We start from the raw sequence: 18,226 nt of genomic DNA, 5'->3' as shown, positions 1-18,226 counted from the left end.
AATGAATAATTTTAGCAATAAACGATAAGCGACATTAGAAAACCAACTTACTTATTCATGAATAAAATGAGTTTTTATAAGCTATATTCTATTAAGAACAGAATTACAGGGGCTTAAGGAGCCTGTTTTACAGAATAGCCTAAAAAAATTATCTGACGTCGCTAATCCAAGATGTGCTGCGTCTATGTTGCGCAGCAACGCGATAAAACGTCCGATATGGCTGAGGTATGCAGGTTCGTTTAGCTTTCCGCGGTGCGGTACTGGCGCTAGATAAGGCGAATCTGTTTCAATTAATAAGCGTTCTAGCGGTACTTTTCGAGCAATTTCCTGAAGTTGTATCGCATTCTTAAATGTTACAATGCCCGATATTGAAATAAAAAAATTTTGCGCGAGCGCTGCCTCCGCAATATTCCATGTTTCAGCGAAACAGTGCATCACTCCACCGACTGCAGAAGCGCCCTCTTCTCGCATGATTCGCAGTGTATCCTGTGCCGAGGACCGCATGTGTATAATCAATGGCTTTCCAGAAACAACCGCAGCTTGGATATGCGTTCGAAATCGTTTTCGCTGCCATTCTAGAGAGGTTACTGGGCGCCCTTTGAAGGAGTGATAATCTAACCCGGTTTCGCCAATCGCAACAACCTTCGGGTCTTGTGCTATCGAGACCAATTCTTTGACATCCGGGTCACGAGCATGCTCGTGACCCGGATGTACGCCCACTGACGCGAAAATATGTGGATACGCATGAGCAATTTCCAAAACAGATGGAAATGTCTCAAGATCGACGCTTACGCATAACGCATGGGTTACCGCATTTACTCGCATCCGTTCAAGTACGTCTGTTAGATGCTGGATCATGCAATTAAAATTTATATGGCAATGTGAGTCTATAAACATAAATGCTCCTCAGCAGCAGCGCGCTATTAGAAATGCTATCACAGCTTATAGGTAAGGCAATTCTCAACAATGAGCATAATTAGCGCAATCACGCAGCTACTCTCTTGATTTATTCAGAGAGTAGTGAGTCATAGTTTACTTCTGAAGATATTTCTATAATAAATAAATAGTCCCTCAAAAACCAGCCGACTATTTAGCGAATCTTGCTCTGCAGCTCGTTGTTGTGTAATCCGCTTTAGACACTGAGCAACCTGAAAGGGTTCAGCATTTTGTGCAAGATGTTTAAGCGTTTCCCGGCATGCTGGGAAATAGCGGGGCTCCCCGCCACTCATCTGTATAGTTAGTAGATCATAGATCCAGCGTTGCAGCCAGCCAAGAACTAATGACATAGGCGCTTTCTGCAGCGCTTCGCAGCAAGAAAATGGGTCGCAGTTTAAGCCGGCGGAAAGCTGTTCTAATAAACACCGCTTAAGAGGCGCATACCCATCGTGAGCAATGGTCAATGCTGCTAATGGAGCCCCACCAGCTTCTGCTAGAGCTACGGCTGGATTGCTAATAGACTGGCTACGGAGCCAATCTAAAGCACTTGCTGCGTTTGGCATGGCCAGGAACCATTGTCTACAACGACTTACGATAGTCTTTGGTAAACGTTTTACGTCTGCACTTACAAGCAAGAATAACACGCCGGACGGTGGTTCCTCAAGAGTCTTGAGGAGTGCATTAGCTGCCACTACATTTAGTGCTTCAGCTGGAAATAGTATAACTACGCGCCGCCCGCCACGATGTGGGCTAATACTGCAGAAATCTAGTAGCCCCCTGACCTGCTCAATTTTAATTTCTTTGCTTAGTGACTTGAATTTCTTACTACTCGTGCCTGCAGTGTCCTCGCTTATACGATTATTATTAGAATTCTTATGAGCATTAGTATTTAGTTGCGTCGTCATAACCTCGGGGCAGACGAGCCTAAAATCAGGGTGGTTTCTTTGTAGGAACCAGGTGCATGCAGCGCATTCGCTACAAGCGAGTGCGCTGTTACTGGGTTGTTCGCACAATAGACCCTGCGCAAGCTCACAAGCAAAATTCATCTTGCCAATGCCAGCTTGTCCATGCAGTAATAGCGCATGAATCCAATGCTCTCGTAGCACCTGGATGCGTCTCCAATCATCATATTGCCATGGATATAACATCTTTATTAATCAAAGAGTCAGTAGAATAGCTTCGAGTTGTTCGCGCACTTCGTTAATCAAACCAGCTGCATTAATAATTGAAAACCGCTCCGGTTCCTGTGCGGTTCGTCGTAAGTATTCGGCGCGGGTACGCATAAAAAACGCGTTTGATTTACTCTCGAACTTATCGGGTAAACGCACTCCACTGCGCCTTGCATAAGCAGTATCAGTCGGCAGATCAAAGAGTACCGTATGATCGGGTTGTAGCTCGCCTTGCACCCATTGTTCAAGTACCTTCAACCTATCGATCGACAGTCCAAGACCACCCCCTTGGTAAGCAAATGTCGCATCTGTAAAGCGATCAGATAGCACCCAATCACCACGAATAAGGGCAGGCTCAATCAGCGTAGAAATATGTTCTCGGCGCGCTGCAAACATTAGCAGGGCCTCCGTTTCACAATGCATCTCTTGATGCAGGAGAATTTCTCGTAGCATCTCGCCTAGCAGCGTTCCACCTGGCTCGGAGGTAACGATAACGCGCGCAGCCTGCTGCGCCGCACGCTCGGATAGTCGATCGCAAAACCACGACAGGTGGGTTGTCTTACCTGCGCCGTCAATTCCCTCAAGCGTGATAAATTTACCACGCGGCGGAGACCCATTTTGGCAGCTAGTTGTAATATCAGTCATATCGCTGACCCCTAATATATTTGTTTACAGCTTTATTGTGATCTATAAGAGTTTTTGAGAAATGGGTACTACCGTCGCCGCGTGCTACGAAGTACAGTGCTGCACTGGAAGCAGCATGCAGTGCTGCTTCCAGTGCAGCACTGCCTGGCAGAGAAATCGGTGTAGGCGGAAGTCCAACGCGCGTGTAGGTATTGTATGGAGTGTCAGTCTTCAAGTCCTGCTTTCGCAATCGACCAGTATATGACGTACCGAGCCCGTATATCACAGTCGAATCGGTTTGCAATGGCATAGAAAGGCGTAATCGATTAATAAATACCGAGGCTACCAGAGGGCGGTCTTGGGTGCGAGCAGTCTCCTTTTCGATAATCGAGGCCATTGTAAGCGCATCGTAAGGCCCCATATAAGGTAGCCCCAGCGCGCGGCCCACCCATTCCTGCTGAATGCGCAGATGCATCAGACGATATGCTCGTCGATAAATTTCTAAGTCACTGGTATTCTCTTCAAAGAGGTACGTATCAGGGAAGAAGAGGCCCTCGGGCTCATTAGAGGATGCATGTTTTATCGAAAGCATTTGACACGCATTCTTCGATATTAATATCGCTTTTGTTTTATATTTATTAGTAGGTGCGATATCGGTCAAAATCTTGCGCATTAATTGCGCATTACTGAGCGTGATGGAGTCATGACGCAATGATGGGTGCGAATCAATCTCATCGCGCATACGACGAAAAGTCCAACCTTCGATGATTGTGACAATACATTGATGTACTTTACCTCTCCTGAGTTTCTGTAACACGTCGTATGGTGTAATCTCAGTTGAGAACACATAGTGACCGGGCTTTAGTTGTAAAGACATACCGAGCATACGAGTCATAAGCACAAATAAGTGCTGCTCGACTGGAATCCCATTACGGTGCAATTGAAGAGCAATGCTACGTAGGCTACTACGCGGCTTGATCATGATATCGAGCGGAAAAGTTGTGATCTGGATAGGCGTACAAGCCCAATACCAGACTGCGCTACATGCTATAACAACGCTGCACGCTAAAATCGCTGCTATAGCGAACGGCATTCTCTTAAACGCAAACATACGGAACAGATTAAAAAGGATCTTTAGGATAATATCTACTTATTTACGTTACAGTTAGCATTAACAATGCAGTTGAAGATGAATATATTCCATGAATCTCTTGGGTCAAGCAATTGTAATGCTAGACATGCCTCTCATGCTTTTACCGCGCTTCACGCTGAACGCGGTGCTCATATGATTCTAGATCAATTCGGTGTGATAGATGTACACGGCGATGACGCAGAAAGATTCTTGCATAGTCAATTAACTAATAATATTCAAACGCTCAAAGAAGGTAGTGTAAGGTTAGCTGGATTTTGCTCACCTAATGGACGACTACTTGCTACCTTACTGGTTTGGCGTGTTGGCAATACAATGCGGATGCTAGCTTCCGCTGATTTGATCGAGTCACTTCAAAAGCGATTGTCAATGTTTGTATTGCGTTTGAAGGCGAGGTTGATCAATGCTACTAATAATCTTATTATAGTTGGCTTTGCCGGTGATGTTTCTGCATCGCTATCCCGATGCTTTAAGCTATTGCCCAACAGGGTATATAGTATGGTTAGCGTATTCTCTGAGCAATTAATCCGCGTAACAGATGCGGATAAACTTTCTCGTTTTCTTTGGATTGGTCCAAATAGCGAAATTAAAGCAAAGCTTTCTGCACTAGATTCAATACATCGATCTCAACAGGCTGATCCAATACTATGGGACTGGCTTGATATCCGAGCAGGCGTACCACGTGTGAGTGCCGCAACAAGCAATAAGTTCGTGCCGCAAATGATTAATTTCGAACTTATAGGGGGCGTAGACTTTCGCAAGGGCTGTTATCCTGGGCAAGAGGTTATTGCTCGCTCTCAGTATCGCGGCACTATCAAGCGCCGTACAGTGTTAGCTCATACCGCACATGCATACACTGGCGCCGAAGTATTCCATTCGGAGAGCCTTAGTCAACCCTGCGGGATAGTCGTCAACAGCGCTACAGCCCCAAATGGGGGTATGGATTGCTTGGTTCAGCTCCAGCTGAGTACTCTTGGGATTGGTTCAATCCATGTTGGGTCTCCGCACGGCCCAACGCTACATATTACTGATAAGAACATACTATTTTGATGCATATATATGCTAAGAGCATATATATGCCCCAGCAGCTGCACCTAAAGTTTGATAGTTGTTCTCCGCATGAATTAGTCGATAATTACGGACTATGCTATTACTGGGCCAGTAACTACGATGATATCGAGAAAGTGATAATTTTAGCTGAAGTTAAATAACTATCTCAATTTATGTTTTTGTTAAGATTTTTGATAATTTTATTCTGCATATAATTTATATGTTTATTATCTAAGTCTATATGCTAATTAATCCTAATTTATAAAGTATATTTGTTTAATAAACAAACCACGAGTGTGTCGATTTAGAAGAAGGTCTCTATTATCGATTTTTTGCCGGATACAGGATGCTTTATTTACCATACTCAGCCTATTTATAATAGAGTTTTTATAAAGTAGATGGCCCGTGAGATCTGTTATAGACATGCGGTACTAGTCTGTGCGCTAGGCTGTATTACCACATTAAATTTGCTACGTTATAATTCGGTTTAAACTAGTTAGTTTCTTTTAGTTAGAGCCTACTACCTATGAAGCTCCTATTTCACCTGATAACAGTTCCACTCTTCTTTATTTCATTTAAATTTTGGAGTATATATGTAGCTACTGCTATGGCAATAGTCAGTGTGCTAATCCAGGTTATATGGTCAGCATTCCGCTATCGGCATGTTAATTTAATGTTATGGATAAGCTTGGCGCTTATTATTGTATTTGGTAGTACAACTCTACTACTGCATGACGATAGGTTTATCAAGTGGAAGACAACTCTACTCTACTGGGCACTATCAGTAGCAATTTTGTTCTCACAATTTGTGTTGCGCAAGAATCTAATTCAGAAAGCTCTAGATACACACATCAAACTACCTACTCTGCTCTGGGGCAAACTTAACATTGCCTGGTCCCTTTTTTTTGCGGCACTAGGCACCGCTAACCTTTGGGTTGCTTACAGGTTTTCTAGCAATACTTGGGTAAATTTTAAGTTATTCGGTACAACCGGAATAATTCTCGTGTTTATTGTTATACAAAGTTTATATCTTGCTAGACATGTAAAGGAAAAATAATCTGATGAATAATATATTTTTAGCTGCCTCGCCGGATAGGCGCATCGAGCTGATTCGAGATCGTCTTTCTACGACTCTATCCCCGTTTGTACTCGAGATACAAGATAATAGCCTAGAACATGCAGAACATGCGGGCGCCGCGACCGGTAGTCACTATTCCGTGACTATCGTTTCGGCTGTGTTTGACGGACATACTAGGGTAGATCGGCACCGGCTAGTGTATTCTGCGCTCCGCAATGAGATGCAGAAGGGCATCCATGCGCTCTCAATTAATGCGTATACGCCTAAAGAATTTGATTCTAAATAATTTCCGGAAAAAATCCGATTCTGATTTATTCCTACAGGTTATATAACGTATGAGATGCATTCACACCCTAACAAAGATTCACCTACCAACAAAGTGGCCAATATGCTAAGAGCAAAAAGACTTTTCGAGGCTACAGCTACTTATCCACGGTAAATAAAAACTAGGTCTTGCTGGTCGACCAAATCATTATAATCCAAATTTTCATTAGTAATGTTGACTTCAGTAGTTTATCGAATAACAAGCTTTTGGTAAAAGCTACATTTGTATTACAACTTATTATTATGCCCGTAGAGAACGAAAGATTTAATCTTAAGCTTTATGAGATCCCGAAAATAGTCAACTGAATTTAAGACTTATTTAGGAAAATCTTCTAGAAATTATACTAAAACTCAAAGATTTCTCAATAATGGTAAGTTGATAACTATTCGCATGGTGCAAATACTGCTTATCTCAAAAAAATCCACTAGCTAAATGCTATTAATATTAAATGAGCTAGCGGATTCTAAACGAGATTAGCCAAGCCAGCGGCGTGCGTTTTGATATATCCGAAGCCACGGGCTTGGCTCACCCCACTCTTGTGGGTGCCAACTCATTTGTATCGTTCTATGCACGCGTTCAGTATGCGGCATAAGAATAGTAAATCGGCCGTCTGGCGTGGTAACCGATGTAATACCCTGGGGCGATCCGTTCGGATTAAACGGGTAACGCTCAGTTACTACACCGTGGTGATCAATATATCGCATCGCAATCGCTACGCTCGATAAATCCCCTTGTTTCGAAAAGTCTGCATAACCTTCGCCATGCGCTATAGCAACAGGCAAGCGAGAATTCTCTAACCCAGAAAAGAAAATCGACGGCGATTTTTCAATCTGCACAAATGAAAAGCGTGCTTCGAATATTTCAGAGCGGTTTCGTACGAAACGTGGCCACGCTTGTGCACCAGGGATCATCGACGCAAGGCTGCTCATCATCTGACAACCATTACAAATACCGAGTGCAAACGTATCAGGACGCTCAAAAAACGAGATAAACATATCCGACAAACGTGCATTAAAACGAATCGTCTTTGCCCAACCTTCGCCCGCACCTAATACGTCGCCATACGAAAACCCACCACAGGCTACTGCACCAGCAAATTGTGCAAGATCGGCACGCCCCTCAATCAGATCGGTCATATGTACATCGTAAGGATCGAATCCAGCTCGGGAAAAGGCATAAGCAGTCTCTAGATGGGAGTTAACACCTTGTTCTCGCAGAATAGCTAGGCGTGGCATCCGATTGCTTTTAGAGATAAAAGGCGCCGCTACATCCTCCTGTGGATCAAACGTTAGATAAGGCACAATGCCGGGATCTAATACATCGCTTAGGCTCTCGTACTCAGCATCCGCACACGCAGGATTGTCTCGTAGTTGAGAAATTCGCCAACCCACTTCACTCCAAACCTGATGCAACTTAGTACGAGGTACATCATAAATCTTCTTTGCGTCGCGATAAATCTCAATTACATCACGGTCGTTCAGCTTCCCAATAACGTGGCTCGTGCTCGATAGACCGAATGTGCGTAGCGTCTCTAGAACTTTATCGCGCTCGATAGTGCGCACCTGCAGCACCGCGCCCAGCTCCTCACAGAATAACGAGCGCATCGTTAAGTCATCGCGTCGGGCAGCTATCTGCCGTGTCCAGTCTTTTACATCACCGCAGTCGAATTCATGTTTTTGCTCGATTGTAAGTATATCCACGTTCAACGAGATACCAACATGACCAGCAAAAGCCATTTCCACCACCGTTACAAATAGACCGCCATCAGAGCGGTCATGATACGCCAGCAATCGTCCCTCTCGGTTGAGTAATTGAATTGCAGCAAAGAAAGATTTCAAGTCTTGTGCATCTTGAACATCCGGTACATTGTCACCGACTTGTTGCGTGACCTGTGCTAGAATACTTCCGCCGAGACGGTTTCGACCCCAGCCTAAATCAATAAAAATTAATACTGAATCACCGACGTCAGTCACGCGTCGCAACTGAGGTGTAAGGTGGGCGCGTACATCCTCTACCGGAGCAAATGCGGAAATGATTAGCGATACTGGCGCAATTACTTCCTTATCGACGCCATGTTCATGCCACTGCGTTCGCATCGACAACGAGTCTTTTCCAACTGGGATATCGATACCCAATGCCGGACATAACTCCATGCTAATTGTCTTGACGGTATCGAATAACGCGGCATCTTCTCCGGCACTACCGCATGCGGCCATCCAATTTGCAGACAGCTTTAGACAATTCAGCGACTCGATTGGTGCGGAAGCAATATTTGTAATTGCCTCTCCGACAGCTATACGCCCAGAGGCTGGAGCATTAATCACTGCAAGTGGAGTTCGCTCAGCTATTGTCATTGCCTCACCACGGAAACCGTCATAGTCCATAGCAGTAATAGCACAATCGGCTACTGGAACTTGCCACGGGCCAACCATCTGATCACGGACTGATAATCCGCCAACAGTGCGGTCTCCGATCCTAATCAAGAAAGACTTACTGGCAACGGTCGGATGCCTGAGTATCCGCGTAGATATATCTAATAGAGTCAAGCCAGTAAGCTCCACGGGCACGAATGTACTGTATACACGTGTGACGTCGAAACGTATCGGCACTGCTTTGCGCAGCAGAACGTCAATTGGCATATTGACAGGCATATACGTAGGATGGGTGGCATCAGTTACAAAATCGTCGATTAATTGTAACTGCCGTTCGTCCGTGGCAATGCCGATTACTGCCATAGGGCAGCGTTCACGGCAGCATATCGCCTCAAACTTAGAAAGATCATGAGCCGCAATTGCAAGAACGTACCTTTCCTGTGCTTCGTTCGACCAGATCTCGCGCGGCGACAATCCACTTTCCTCGAGTGGTATGCATCTTAATTTGAATCTCCCCCCCCTCCCAGAACCCTCGACAATCTCCGGAAGTGCATTAGATAAGCCGCCGGCACCGACATCGTGAATCGACAGAATTGGATTCTTATTTCCACATTGCCAGCATGCGTTAATAACTTCCTGTGTACGGCGCTGGATTTCAGGGTGACCTCTCTGCACCGAATCAAAATCGAGCTGGATAGTGTTAGCCCCTGTAATCATAGAACTAGCTGTGCTGCCACCTATGCCAATGCGCATACCGGAACCGCCGATTTGCACTAGCAGTGAGCCGGCCGGGATAGTGTCCTTGTGGGTATGCGCATGCGAAATATCGCCAATTCCGGCAGTTATCATAATTGGTTTATGATAACCTCGTACTCGGCCGCCGACGTTCTGCTCATAAACGCGGAAATAGCCACCTAGATTCGGTCGGCCAAACTCATTGTTAAATGAGGCAGAACCAAGAGGTGCGTCGATTATAATTTGTAGTGGTGAAGCAATACGCTTGGGTCGACCGTAACAGTCGGTTCTATCGTTACGAAAACGCTTGGAAAGTGGCTCTGTGGCATCGAGATTAGTTTTTTCCCACACCTCAATTGCATTTGGCAACTCTAGATTGGATACCGATAAGCCACTCATGCTGGCCTTTGGACGCGCCCCCCGTCCGGTTGCACCCTCATCGCGTATTTCGCCGCCAACGCCGGTTGCCGCCCCGGGGAACGGTGAAATCGCTGTCGGGTGGTTGTGTGTTTCAACTTTTATCAGAGTATGCTGAAGCTCCCGAAACGACGAATAGCGATATGTGCTGCCGCCAGCAAACCAGCGATTTGCAAGAGATCCCTCTATTATTGCTGAATTATCTGAATACGCAACGATTGTTCGTTGACCACTGAGCAGATGCGTATTCTTAATCATCTGAAAAAGTGAGAATTTTTGGAGCTGTCCATCAATCGTCCACTGCGCGTTAAAGATCTTGTGCCGACAATGCTCGCTATTAACCTGCGCGAACATCATTAGTTCCACATCTGTCGGGTTACGATCTATCTTCGTGAACTCCTCAACCAAATAGTTGATTTCCTCATTACTAAGAGCGAGTCCAAGTTCGACGTTAGCGGCTATTAGCGGGGTGCATCCTTGATTAATTACGTCTAATAATTGCAATGGTTTTCCGGGCAATACATTAAATAACTGATGCGCTTCTTCACGGGTAGTAACTACACTTTCGGTCATACAATCGTGCAGCACTAGAGCAACCTTGGCTCGAGCTGATTTGCTTAATATATTTTTAGTGCTAAATATCCCAGGTATGTTACTCTTAATTATCATAGTATATTCAGTGCCGCGTTCAATTCGCTGCACACTGTCTAACCCACAGTTTTTGGCAATATCTGTAGCCTTCGACGCCCATGGTGAAATTGTGCCGATCCTCGGAATTATGAGGAAAGTTTCGCCACTGTGATCGGCTAGCGGAGGATCACCGTATTCCAGCAATTTAGTAAGCCGTAATATATCGGTATCACTAAGTGCAGTATGTGAATACACGAAATGAATAAAACGCGCATAAAAGTCAGTTATAGTTGGTTCAATCGTCTCTAGAGTTTGTAAAAGGCGGTTCTTGCGAAACTGAGACAGCGCTAGAGCGCCAGGGAAGCACGAGCAATAAAGCATAGGGGATTTACATCAAAGGGTTGCCTTGGCGTGTCGACAGAAGCGCTTTGTGCAACCTTCCTAGAAGAAGGCTACGCTGTGTCGGCAAAACCAAGACAAGCAGTGTAGAAAAATTAGATTTTACTGCGACGCGCTTATTAGATATATAGGTGCAAATATTACATGATACCCACATCATTTAACGTCTAGATATCGAGATTATTACACTAATAAAACTTATAACGGTTTTTAGCATGACAAACAAATCTTGATATTCAGTCAGTGTATGCTAACCAAGAAATGCTGCCGGTTTATGCGAATGTAAGTACTGCACTTACCCAGATCCGCATCTGGGTTGTAAGCATAGCGGAATAGACGATTTCAGATGTCACGCGCATAGTTATAATTAGTGTTAATAATGTATATATCTATATATACATAAAAGCTATGCTGGCATATCTACTGACAGTACCTTTTTTCATTATAGAGACAATACAAAGATAAGCATGGCTATGAGTTTAAATTTGCTCCCCATCTGGTCCGCCCTTTCCGCTCACTATGAATTGATTCGAGATTGTCATATGAGAGACTGGTTCAGCACTGCAAACGACCAGCCGCCTACACGAGCGGATCGCTTTACCATCAACAGTAGTGGAATAACATTAGATTTCTCGAAGAATCGCATAACAGACCAAACAATCGCCCTGCTTATTCAGCTCGCTCGCAAAACCTATGTGCAGGAGCGACGCGATGCGATGTTTACGGGAGAGATTGTAAATCCAACCGAGCACCGCGCTGCACTGCATACTGCTTTGCGTGATTCTGATGCACATTCACCATACGCAGCGCAGATCAAGACAGAACGCATAAAAATGAGGCTTTTTGCTGAGCGGGTACGTAACGGCCAATGGGTAGGTTACACTGGAAAACCTATTCAGCACGTCGTTAATATTGGCATTGGAGGATCAGACCTGGGTCCGAAGATGGTTACACACGCATTGCGTCATCTTGCGAAATCGAGGATTAGCATACACTACGTATCTAATGTTGACGGTGTTGATCTTCAGAACGTACTAGAACAAATTAATCCAGAGCAGACGTTAGCAATTATTGTGTCGAAGACATTTACAACTTCAGAAACAATGGCGAATGCTTGTTCAATACGCGACTGGTTTAGACGCAGTGGCTGCACACCGGATCAATTAATTTGGCATTTTGTCGCTGTATCAGCTAATCCTGCAGAGGTGGTGCGTTTTGGTATTTCGCCCAATAATATATTCGAGATGTGGGACTGGGTTGGGGGACGATACTCGTTGTGGTCCGCAGTTGGATTGTCAATAATGATCGCAATTGGACCGGAAAACTTTGATCGATTGCTACAGGGCGCCCATCTATTAGATAAGCACTTTCGCTACGCGCCACTAGAACGCAATCTACCAGTACTACTTGGACTGCTTGGTGTGTGGTATCGAAATTTTTTTGGTTCACAAAGTTATGTTGTCGCACCATATTCACAAGCACTACATTTCCTGCCAGCGTACTTACAACAACTAGAGATGGAGAGTAATGGAAAATCCGTAACTCTAGATGGACATTTTGTTGATTATCCGACTTCGGCGGTAGTTTGGGGAGAACCTGGTACGAACAGCCAGCATGCGTTTTTCCAAATGCTGCACCAGGGGCCTACAATTGTTCCTATTGATTTCATTTTATCGCTTACGCCGGAGCACTCCCTACCCGGTCATCATGAAAAACTGCTAGCGAATTGTTTCGCACAAAGCGAGGCGCTAATGCTGGGACGCACAGAAGCGGAGGCACGAAATATCGCTGGGTGTGAGCGGGAAGCACTCGTACCGCATATCGTTTTCCCTGGAAATCGACCAACAAATACAATTTTACTAGATGAGTTAAATCCCCAATCGCTTGGGGCTCTAATTGCGCTATATGAGCATAAGACGTTCGTACAGGCTGCTATATGGAATATTAATCCATTCGATCAATGGGGTGTTGAATTAGGCAAGATTCTTAGCAAAATTATTGAGTTAGAATTAGTTTCCAGCCCAACAGGCGATCTATATAAGCATGATTCATCCACACGTACACTCATTACCCGAGCTCGAAAATCTATAACTGCGAAAAGCACTATTACATACTAGTGCGCTGACAGTAAACCATTACATTTTTTCCAAAAAATTATCATGTAATAGCGAAGAGTTCACTATTTTATGCCACATACTGACTGGATAATTTTATTTAAATAAATATTTAAATAATTTATCTGATTTTATCGTTATAAACAGAATTATATTAGATACTCTATTTTATAAGTTTTACAACTTGTCTTAGATATTTATTATAGATTGTGGGATAATAAGATGAAATCTTTAACAAAGTTAAAGTAGCTCACTTTTCTATGATTTTTAGAAACTATGCTTGAAATTTAAATAAAATATTTAACTTAATTATATTATTTCTATAATGTTTTATTAGTACATATCTATAATATGTATCTCTATAATAATTTTTTACTGCGAGAATATTATGGTACTACTAAAGTTGAACTTTACTCAGTTATATTTTATATGTATAGTTGGTTATAAGATAGCCACCAGGAATTTTCTTCTGAAGGACATAGAAATATTGTATACCTTCGCGGGAATACATATATTTCCACCCAGGATTCTTAATAGATAAATAGTTAAAACTAAAATTTAGACACTATAAAAAAATTCTTAGGAAATAAAAAATTAATTAGATAAGATTAGAGTATAAAATACTATATGTACTAAGAAGTTAGTAAAAAACAAAACATTTTTGAATATACGTAGTTTTTATCGTTTAATGCAAGATTTTGCAATGCAAAATCTTTTTCTATTTTTTATATCAACTTAAGCTAAGAAATAAAATATTAAATTTTCTCTGTTCAGCTACTATTGTATAAGTAATAATTCTAGTGGTAAGCTATGTAGAGCTCGTATCTAAATAAGAATACCGAGCGGCGCGTACTAACGCAATCGCTGCCACTGTTAGTGGAATAAAAGAAAACCAAAGCACCATTTTCCATCCAAATATTGCTAGCAAGCTACCTGATAGAAAAGAGCCAAAAACCATCGTTCCAAATACAATAAAGTCATTAAGCGATTGAACTCGAATACTCTCTTCTGGCTCATGGCACTCAAGAACGACAGCGGATGCACCAACAAAACCAAAGTTCCACCCAACGCCGAGTAAAATCAGCGTAAGCCAGAAATGACCTACATCTACGCCAAGCAATCCAGTCACGGCTGCAAGCCCGATAAGAACAAGTCCTGCTGTTAGAACTCGTTGTGCACCCAACCGATTAATAAGAGTACCAGTAAAAAAGCCTGGCGCGTACATCGAAATTACATGCCACTGAATCCCAAGATTAGAGGAGGCTTGCGATAAACCGCACATTTGCATAGCAAAAGGGGCTGCTGTCATAAGAAAGTTCATTAACAAATAGGATACAACCGCACAGATCACCGCTGTAATAAATCTAGGCTGTCGAAGTATTCGGGTAATCGAGCGACCCGATGAGGGCTCTTTTATAATTAATCTTGGAAGACGCACTCCTCGCAAGAGGAGTGCGGACAATACGCCTACTATCGCTTGTGCTAAAAAAGTCGCTGCGAATGGATACGGAGCCCATAAGCTCATAGTCCGGGTAACAAGCTGAGGACCGATAATTCCCGCGAAAACTCCACCAGCCATAACGAATGATAGTGCACGCGAGCGGTGCTGATGAGGAACACAATCTGCCGCAGCAAAGCGAAATGAAAGCACAACAGCTGCATAAATGCCACCAAAAAAAGTCGCAGTACAAAATAGACAAAATGAATTTGACTTAACAGCCCAAGCTGCCAGTAAACCAGATATTACACCGCATCCAGCTCCAATCATAAAAACGGCACGGCGTCCCCATCGCTGAACAATGGCACCAGCCGGTAACGATGATGCGGCCATTCCAACAACAAAAACCGAAACTGGAAAAGTTGCTAAAGCATGACTGGGTGCAAGCATATTTCCGACAATTGCCCCCGTTGCATATATCACAGTAGAATTTGCGCCAGCGAGTGCCTGCGCTATAGTAAGTCTAGCAACATTATTTTTTGCATGTGGGTAAAGGTTTTTCGACGACACGTCAGTCATGGTTCTATCGTTGACTTTTGACATGAGAAATTATCTTGGCAATTACGGGCCTAAGCGTTTTTTATTATGCAGTGCCCCGCACTCTTATTGGATTGGAGTCTAGACGTCAATGCTAAAAACAATAGTGGTAATATCTAGCATTAATTTATTAATTACTGAGATTTTATTACTAACAACATTTATACAAAAAATTTACTACTCTAAATATCTAATATTTACATATATTTAGGTGCGTTATTAGTTCTTTATAGAGGGATTGTGGGTGCTGAGGGACTTGAACCCCCGACCTACGCCTTGTAAGGGCGCCACTCTACCAACTGAGCTAAGCACCCTCTATACTATATCTAGTGTATATAGGTTTTTATTTTGCCACATTTTTTAGAACTTTACCAGAGATTTTCAGTATTTTAAAACGCAGTAAGCATATAGTTATTTTATATACTCTGGACTTATGATTACGACAATCTTCATCCGAATCAGAAACTTATAGCCCTGATAATTAAAGTACTTTTTATTACAATGGTAACTGCTTTTCCTTACTTAATTTTAAGTTTCAAGTAGTATGTAACTTAAATTCTGTATATATAAAGAACTAACTGGATATTTTAGGCTATTAATGGGTAGAAAAATTCTTGGCAGCACGCTATAGACCGTAAATTAAACTACCTGACAAGTACTTTTAGAGAGCTGATAAATGCTATTAAATACTTCATAATATGCTAAAAATTTTGTTTTTTTAAACCAAAAATAAATTTTTATAGTTATTTTTAATAGACAAAGCCCACTAGATTTTAGTGCTTAACAACCTCACTAGTCGTATCTTTCGTCTGGCCCTCAACTGGAGCGGGATTAGGATGATCATCCGGCAGTGCATCCGGCATACGCACAAGAGCCCATTCTAACACTTTATCAATCCACCGCACGGGTACAATTTCGATTGTATTTTTTACCGCATCTGGAATTTCAGCCAGATCTTTCACGTTTTCTTCTGGAATTAATACACGCTTAATACCACCACGATGCGCAGCTAACAACTTTTCCTTTAGTCCACCGATTGGTAGTACTTCGCCACGCAGTGTAATCTCGCCAGTCATCGCGACATCAGCGCGCACTGGAATGCCAGTTAATACTGAGATGAGAGCAGTTGTCATCGCGATACCTGCGGAAGGACCGTCTTTGGGTGTTGCACCTTCTGGCACGTGTATATGAATATCCCTCTTTTTAAACACTTCATCCATAATACCTAGCCGGTGCGAACGAGAACGTACAACCGAGCGGGCTGCTTCAACGGATTCCTTCATTACATCGCCGAGTGAGCCAGTACGAAGCACATTGCCTTTGCCAGGCATTTGTGCTGCTTCAATTGTTAATAAATCTCCACCAACTTCTGTCCATGCTAGCCCGGTAACTTGGCCGATCTGGTTTTCTTTCGCAGCTAGTCCAAAGTCGAACTTTCGTACTCCGAGGAATGTATCTAAATTACTTTTATCAACTTTTATCGTACTATTAACCCCCTTTAACAGTAGCAATTTCACAATTTTTCGGCAAATTTTTGACACTTCACGCTCGAGCGAACGTACACCTGCTTCACGTGTGTAATACCGCACAATATCGCGGATTGCAGCTTCTGTTACCTCGATTTCGCCTTCTTTTAACCCGTTGTTCTGTTTTTGTTTGGGCATTAAGTAGCGCTGTGTAATATTAACTTTCTCATCCTCAGTATAGCCTGATAGACGAATGACCTCCATTCGATCTAGTAGTGGCGCTGGAATATTTAGAGAATTTGAGGTTGCTACGAACATTACATCAGATAAATCGACCTCGACCTCGACGTAGTGATCTGAGAACGTGTGATTTTGTTCTGGATCAAGTACTTCAAGCAGCGCAGATGATGGGTCTCCCCGATAGTCTCTCCCCATCTTATCGACTTCATCGAGTAGAAAAAGAGGATTACGCACTCCCGACTTTGTCAGACTTTGCAGGATTTTTCCGGGCATTGATCCAATATAAGTACGACGGTGACCGCGTATCTCACTCTCATCATGTACGCCGCCGAGAGCCATTCTCACGAACTTGCGGTTTGTTGCTCTCGCGATCGACTGCCCAAGCGAGGTTTTGCCAACACCGGGTGGGCCTACTAGGCATAGAATAGGTGCCTTTACTTTATCTACACGTTGCTGAACTGCTAGATACTCTAAAATACGCTCTTTCACTTTTTCAAGACCAAAATGGTCTTCATCTAACACACTTTCAGCATTCCCTAAGTTATTATTTACCTTGCTTTTCTTCCGCCATGGCAAGCTAATTAATGTTTCGATATAGTTACGCACTACAGTAGCCTCGGCAGACATTGGCGACATTAGCTTCAGTTTTTTTAGTTCAGCATCTGCTTTTTTCTTTGCCTCTTGTGGCATACGTGCCGCGGTAATGCGCTTTTCGAGTTCCTCAATATCGACACCATCTTCACCCTCGCCAAGCTCCTTCTGTATTGCCTTAACCTGCTCGTTAAGGTAATACTCGCGCTGGCTTTTTTCCATCTGACGCTTCACACGCCCACGTATACGCTTCTCGGCCTGTAAAATGTCGATTTCGGATTCAAGTTGTACAAGCAAATGCTCTAAGCGCTCAATAATAGGAAACATCTCCAGAATATTCTGCTTCTGGTGTAACTTTAGTGGAAGGTGAGCGGCGATCGTATCGACAAGACGCCCTACTTCATCTATTCCGGAGAGTGATGCTAGAATCTCGGGAGGGATTTTTTTGTTAAGCTTTATATACTGGTCGAATTGCGAAATAATTGCGCGCCTTAATGCTTCGGTCTCTGCGCTGTCAGCGCAGACTAACTCTATTGGTTTTAGCTCGCACAAAAATATCGTCTCATGCTCTTTAATCGACAAAGTTTTTGCACGCTGTAATCCCTCGACTAGTACTTTGACAGTACCATCTGGTAGCTTAAGCATTTGAAGGATATTTGCAACACATCCGACTTCGTAAAGATCTTCTTCGGTTGGCTCGTCTTTCGTAGCAGCTTTTTGCGCGACTAACATAATGTGCTTGCCGCCTTCCATTGCTACCTCAAGGGCTTTAATAGATTTTGGTCGGCCAACAAATAGCGGTATTACCATATGCGGAAACACGACAACATCCCGCAGCGGAAGCAGTGGAAAAGTGCTGCATTCAGTCGGAAGAAGTTGGCTGCCTGACATTTTT

General features: G+C 43.3%; 11 protein-coding genes and 1 tRNA gene. 4 read left to right on the top strand and 8 right to left on the bottom strand.

What is annotated here, in order from left to right:
• Positions 1 to 81 precede the first annotated feature (81 nt).
• The 4 genes from GKR41_RS02140 to mltG all read right to left on the bottom strand — a co-directional run bounded on the left by GKR41_RS02140 (position 82) and on the right by mltG (position 3,840).
• Positions 82 to 897 carry a TatD family hydrolase gene (locus GKR41_RS02140; RefSeq protein ID WP_226809566.1) on the bottom strand — a complete coding sequence of 272 codons (816 nt, stop codon included), beginning with the start codon at positions 895 to 897 and terminating at the stop codon, positions 82 to 84.
• A 128-nt stretch (positions 898 to 1,025) separates the two neighbouring features.
• Positions 1,026 to 2,084, bottom strand: a complete 1,059-nt coding sequence (gene holB, locus GKR41_RS02135; protein WP_226809565.1) for a DNA polymerase III subunit delta' — start codon at positions 2,082 to 2,084, stop codon at positions 1,026 to 1,028.
• Between the two features lie 9 nt (positions 2,085 to 2,093).
• Positions 2,094 to 2,750, bottom strand: coding sequence for a dTMP kinase (tmk, locus tag GKR41_RS02130; RefSeq protein WP_226809564.1), 657 nt, complete (start codon positions 2,748 to 2,750; stop codon positions 2,094 to 2,096).
• Positions 2,743 to 3,840 carry an endolytic transglycosylase MltG gene (gene mltG / locus GKR41_RS02125; RefSeq protein ID WP_420885642.1) on the bottom strand — a complete coding sequence of 366 codons (1,098 nt, stop codon included), beginning with the start codon at positions 3,838 to 3,840 and terminating at the stop codon, positions 2,743 to 2,745. The genes tmk and mltG overlap by 8 nt, the downstream gene beginning before the upstream one ends.
• 78 nt (positions 3,841 to 3,918) lie before the next feature.
• Here mltG and ygfZ point away from each other — a divergent pair, with 78 nt between their 5' ends.
• From ygfZ to GKR41_RS02110, 3 genes are all read left to right on the top strand, one after another.
• The gene (gene ygfZ, locus GKR41_RS02120) at positions 3,919 to 4,929 is read left to right on the top strand and encodes a CAF17-like 4Fe-4S cluster assembly/insertion protein YgfZ (RefSeq protein WP_226809562.1); all 1,011 of its coding nucleotides are present in this window, start codon (positions 3,919 to 3,921) and stop codon (positions 4,927 to 4,929) included.
• Between the two features lie 526 nt (positions 4,930 to 5,455).
• Positions 5,456 to 5,986: a septation protein A gene (locus tag GKR41_RS02115; RefSeq protein WP_226809561.1), complete on the top strand. Its 531-nt coding sequence runs from the start codon at positions 5,456 to 5,458 to the stop codon at positions 5,984 to 5,986.
• A gap of 4 nt (positions 5,987 to 5,990) precedes the next feature.
• A complete protein-coding gene (locus GKR41_RS02110) occupies positions 5,991 to 6,293 on the top strand; it encodes a BolA family protein (protein ID WP_226809560.1) in 303 nt (100 codons plus the stop codon).
• A gap of 512 nt (positions 6,294 to 6,805) precedes the next feature.
• On the opposite strand, the gene purL is transcribed toward GKR41_RS02110, so the two are convergent.
• Positions 6,806 to 10,867 (bottom strand): phosphoribosylformylglycinamidine synthase, encoded by a 4,062-nt coding sequence (gene purL / locus GKR41_RS02105; protein ID WP_226809559.1) that lies wholly within the window; start codon positions 10,865 to 10,867, stop codon positions 6,806 to 6,808.
• 491 nt (positions 10,868 to 11,358) lie between these two features.
• On the opposite strand from purL, the gene pgi reads away from it, so the two are divergent.
• Positions 11,359 to 13,002 (top strand): glucose-6-phosphate isomerase, encoded by a 1,644-nt coding sequence (pgi, locus tag GKR41_RS02100; RefSeq protein ID WP_226809558.1) that lies wholly within the window; start codon positions 11,359 to 11,361, stop codon positions 13,000 to 13,002.
• A gap of 805 nt (positions 13,003 to 13,807) precedes the next feature.
• On the opposite strand, the gene GKR41_RS02095 is transcribed toward pgi, so the two are convergent.
• From GKR41_RS02095 to lon, 3 genes are all read right to left on the bottom strand, one after another.
• Positions 13,808 to 15,016, bottom strand: a complete 1,209-nt coding sequence (locus GKR41_RS02095) for an MFS transporter (RefSeq protein WP_226810227.1) — start codon at positions 15,014 to 15,016, stop codon at positions 13,808 to 13,810.
• A gap of 259 nt (positions 15,017 to 15,275) precedes the next feature.
• A tRNA-Val gene (locus GKR41_RS02090) sits at positions 15,276 to 15,348 on the bottom strand.
• A 459-nt stretch (positions 15,349 to 15,807) separates the two neighbouring features.
• Positions 15,808 to 18,222: an endopeptidase La gene (lon, locus tag GKR41_RS02085; protein WP_226809557.1), complete on the bottom strand. Its 2,415-nt coding sequence runs from the start codon at positions 18,220 to 18,222 to the stop codon at positions 15,808 to 15,810.
• Positions 18,223 to 18,226: the final 4 nt, after the last annotated feature.

The sequence above is a fragment of the Candidatus Vallotia laricis genome (genome assembly GCF_020541325.1).
In the GTDB taxonomy this organism is placed as follows: Bacteria; Pseudomonadota; Gammaproteobacteria; order Burkholderiales; family Burkholderiaceae; genus Mycetohabitans; species Mycetohabitans laricis.
The sequence above is the reverse complement of the archived record's forward strand: the minus strand, read 5'-3'. Positions and strand labels throughout refer to the sequence as shown.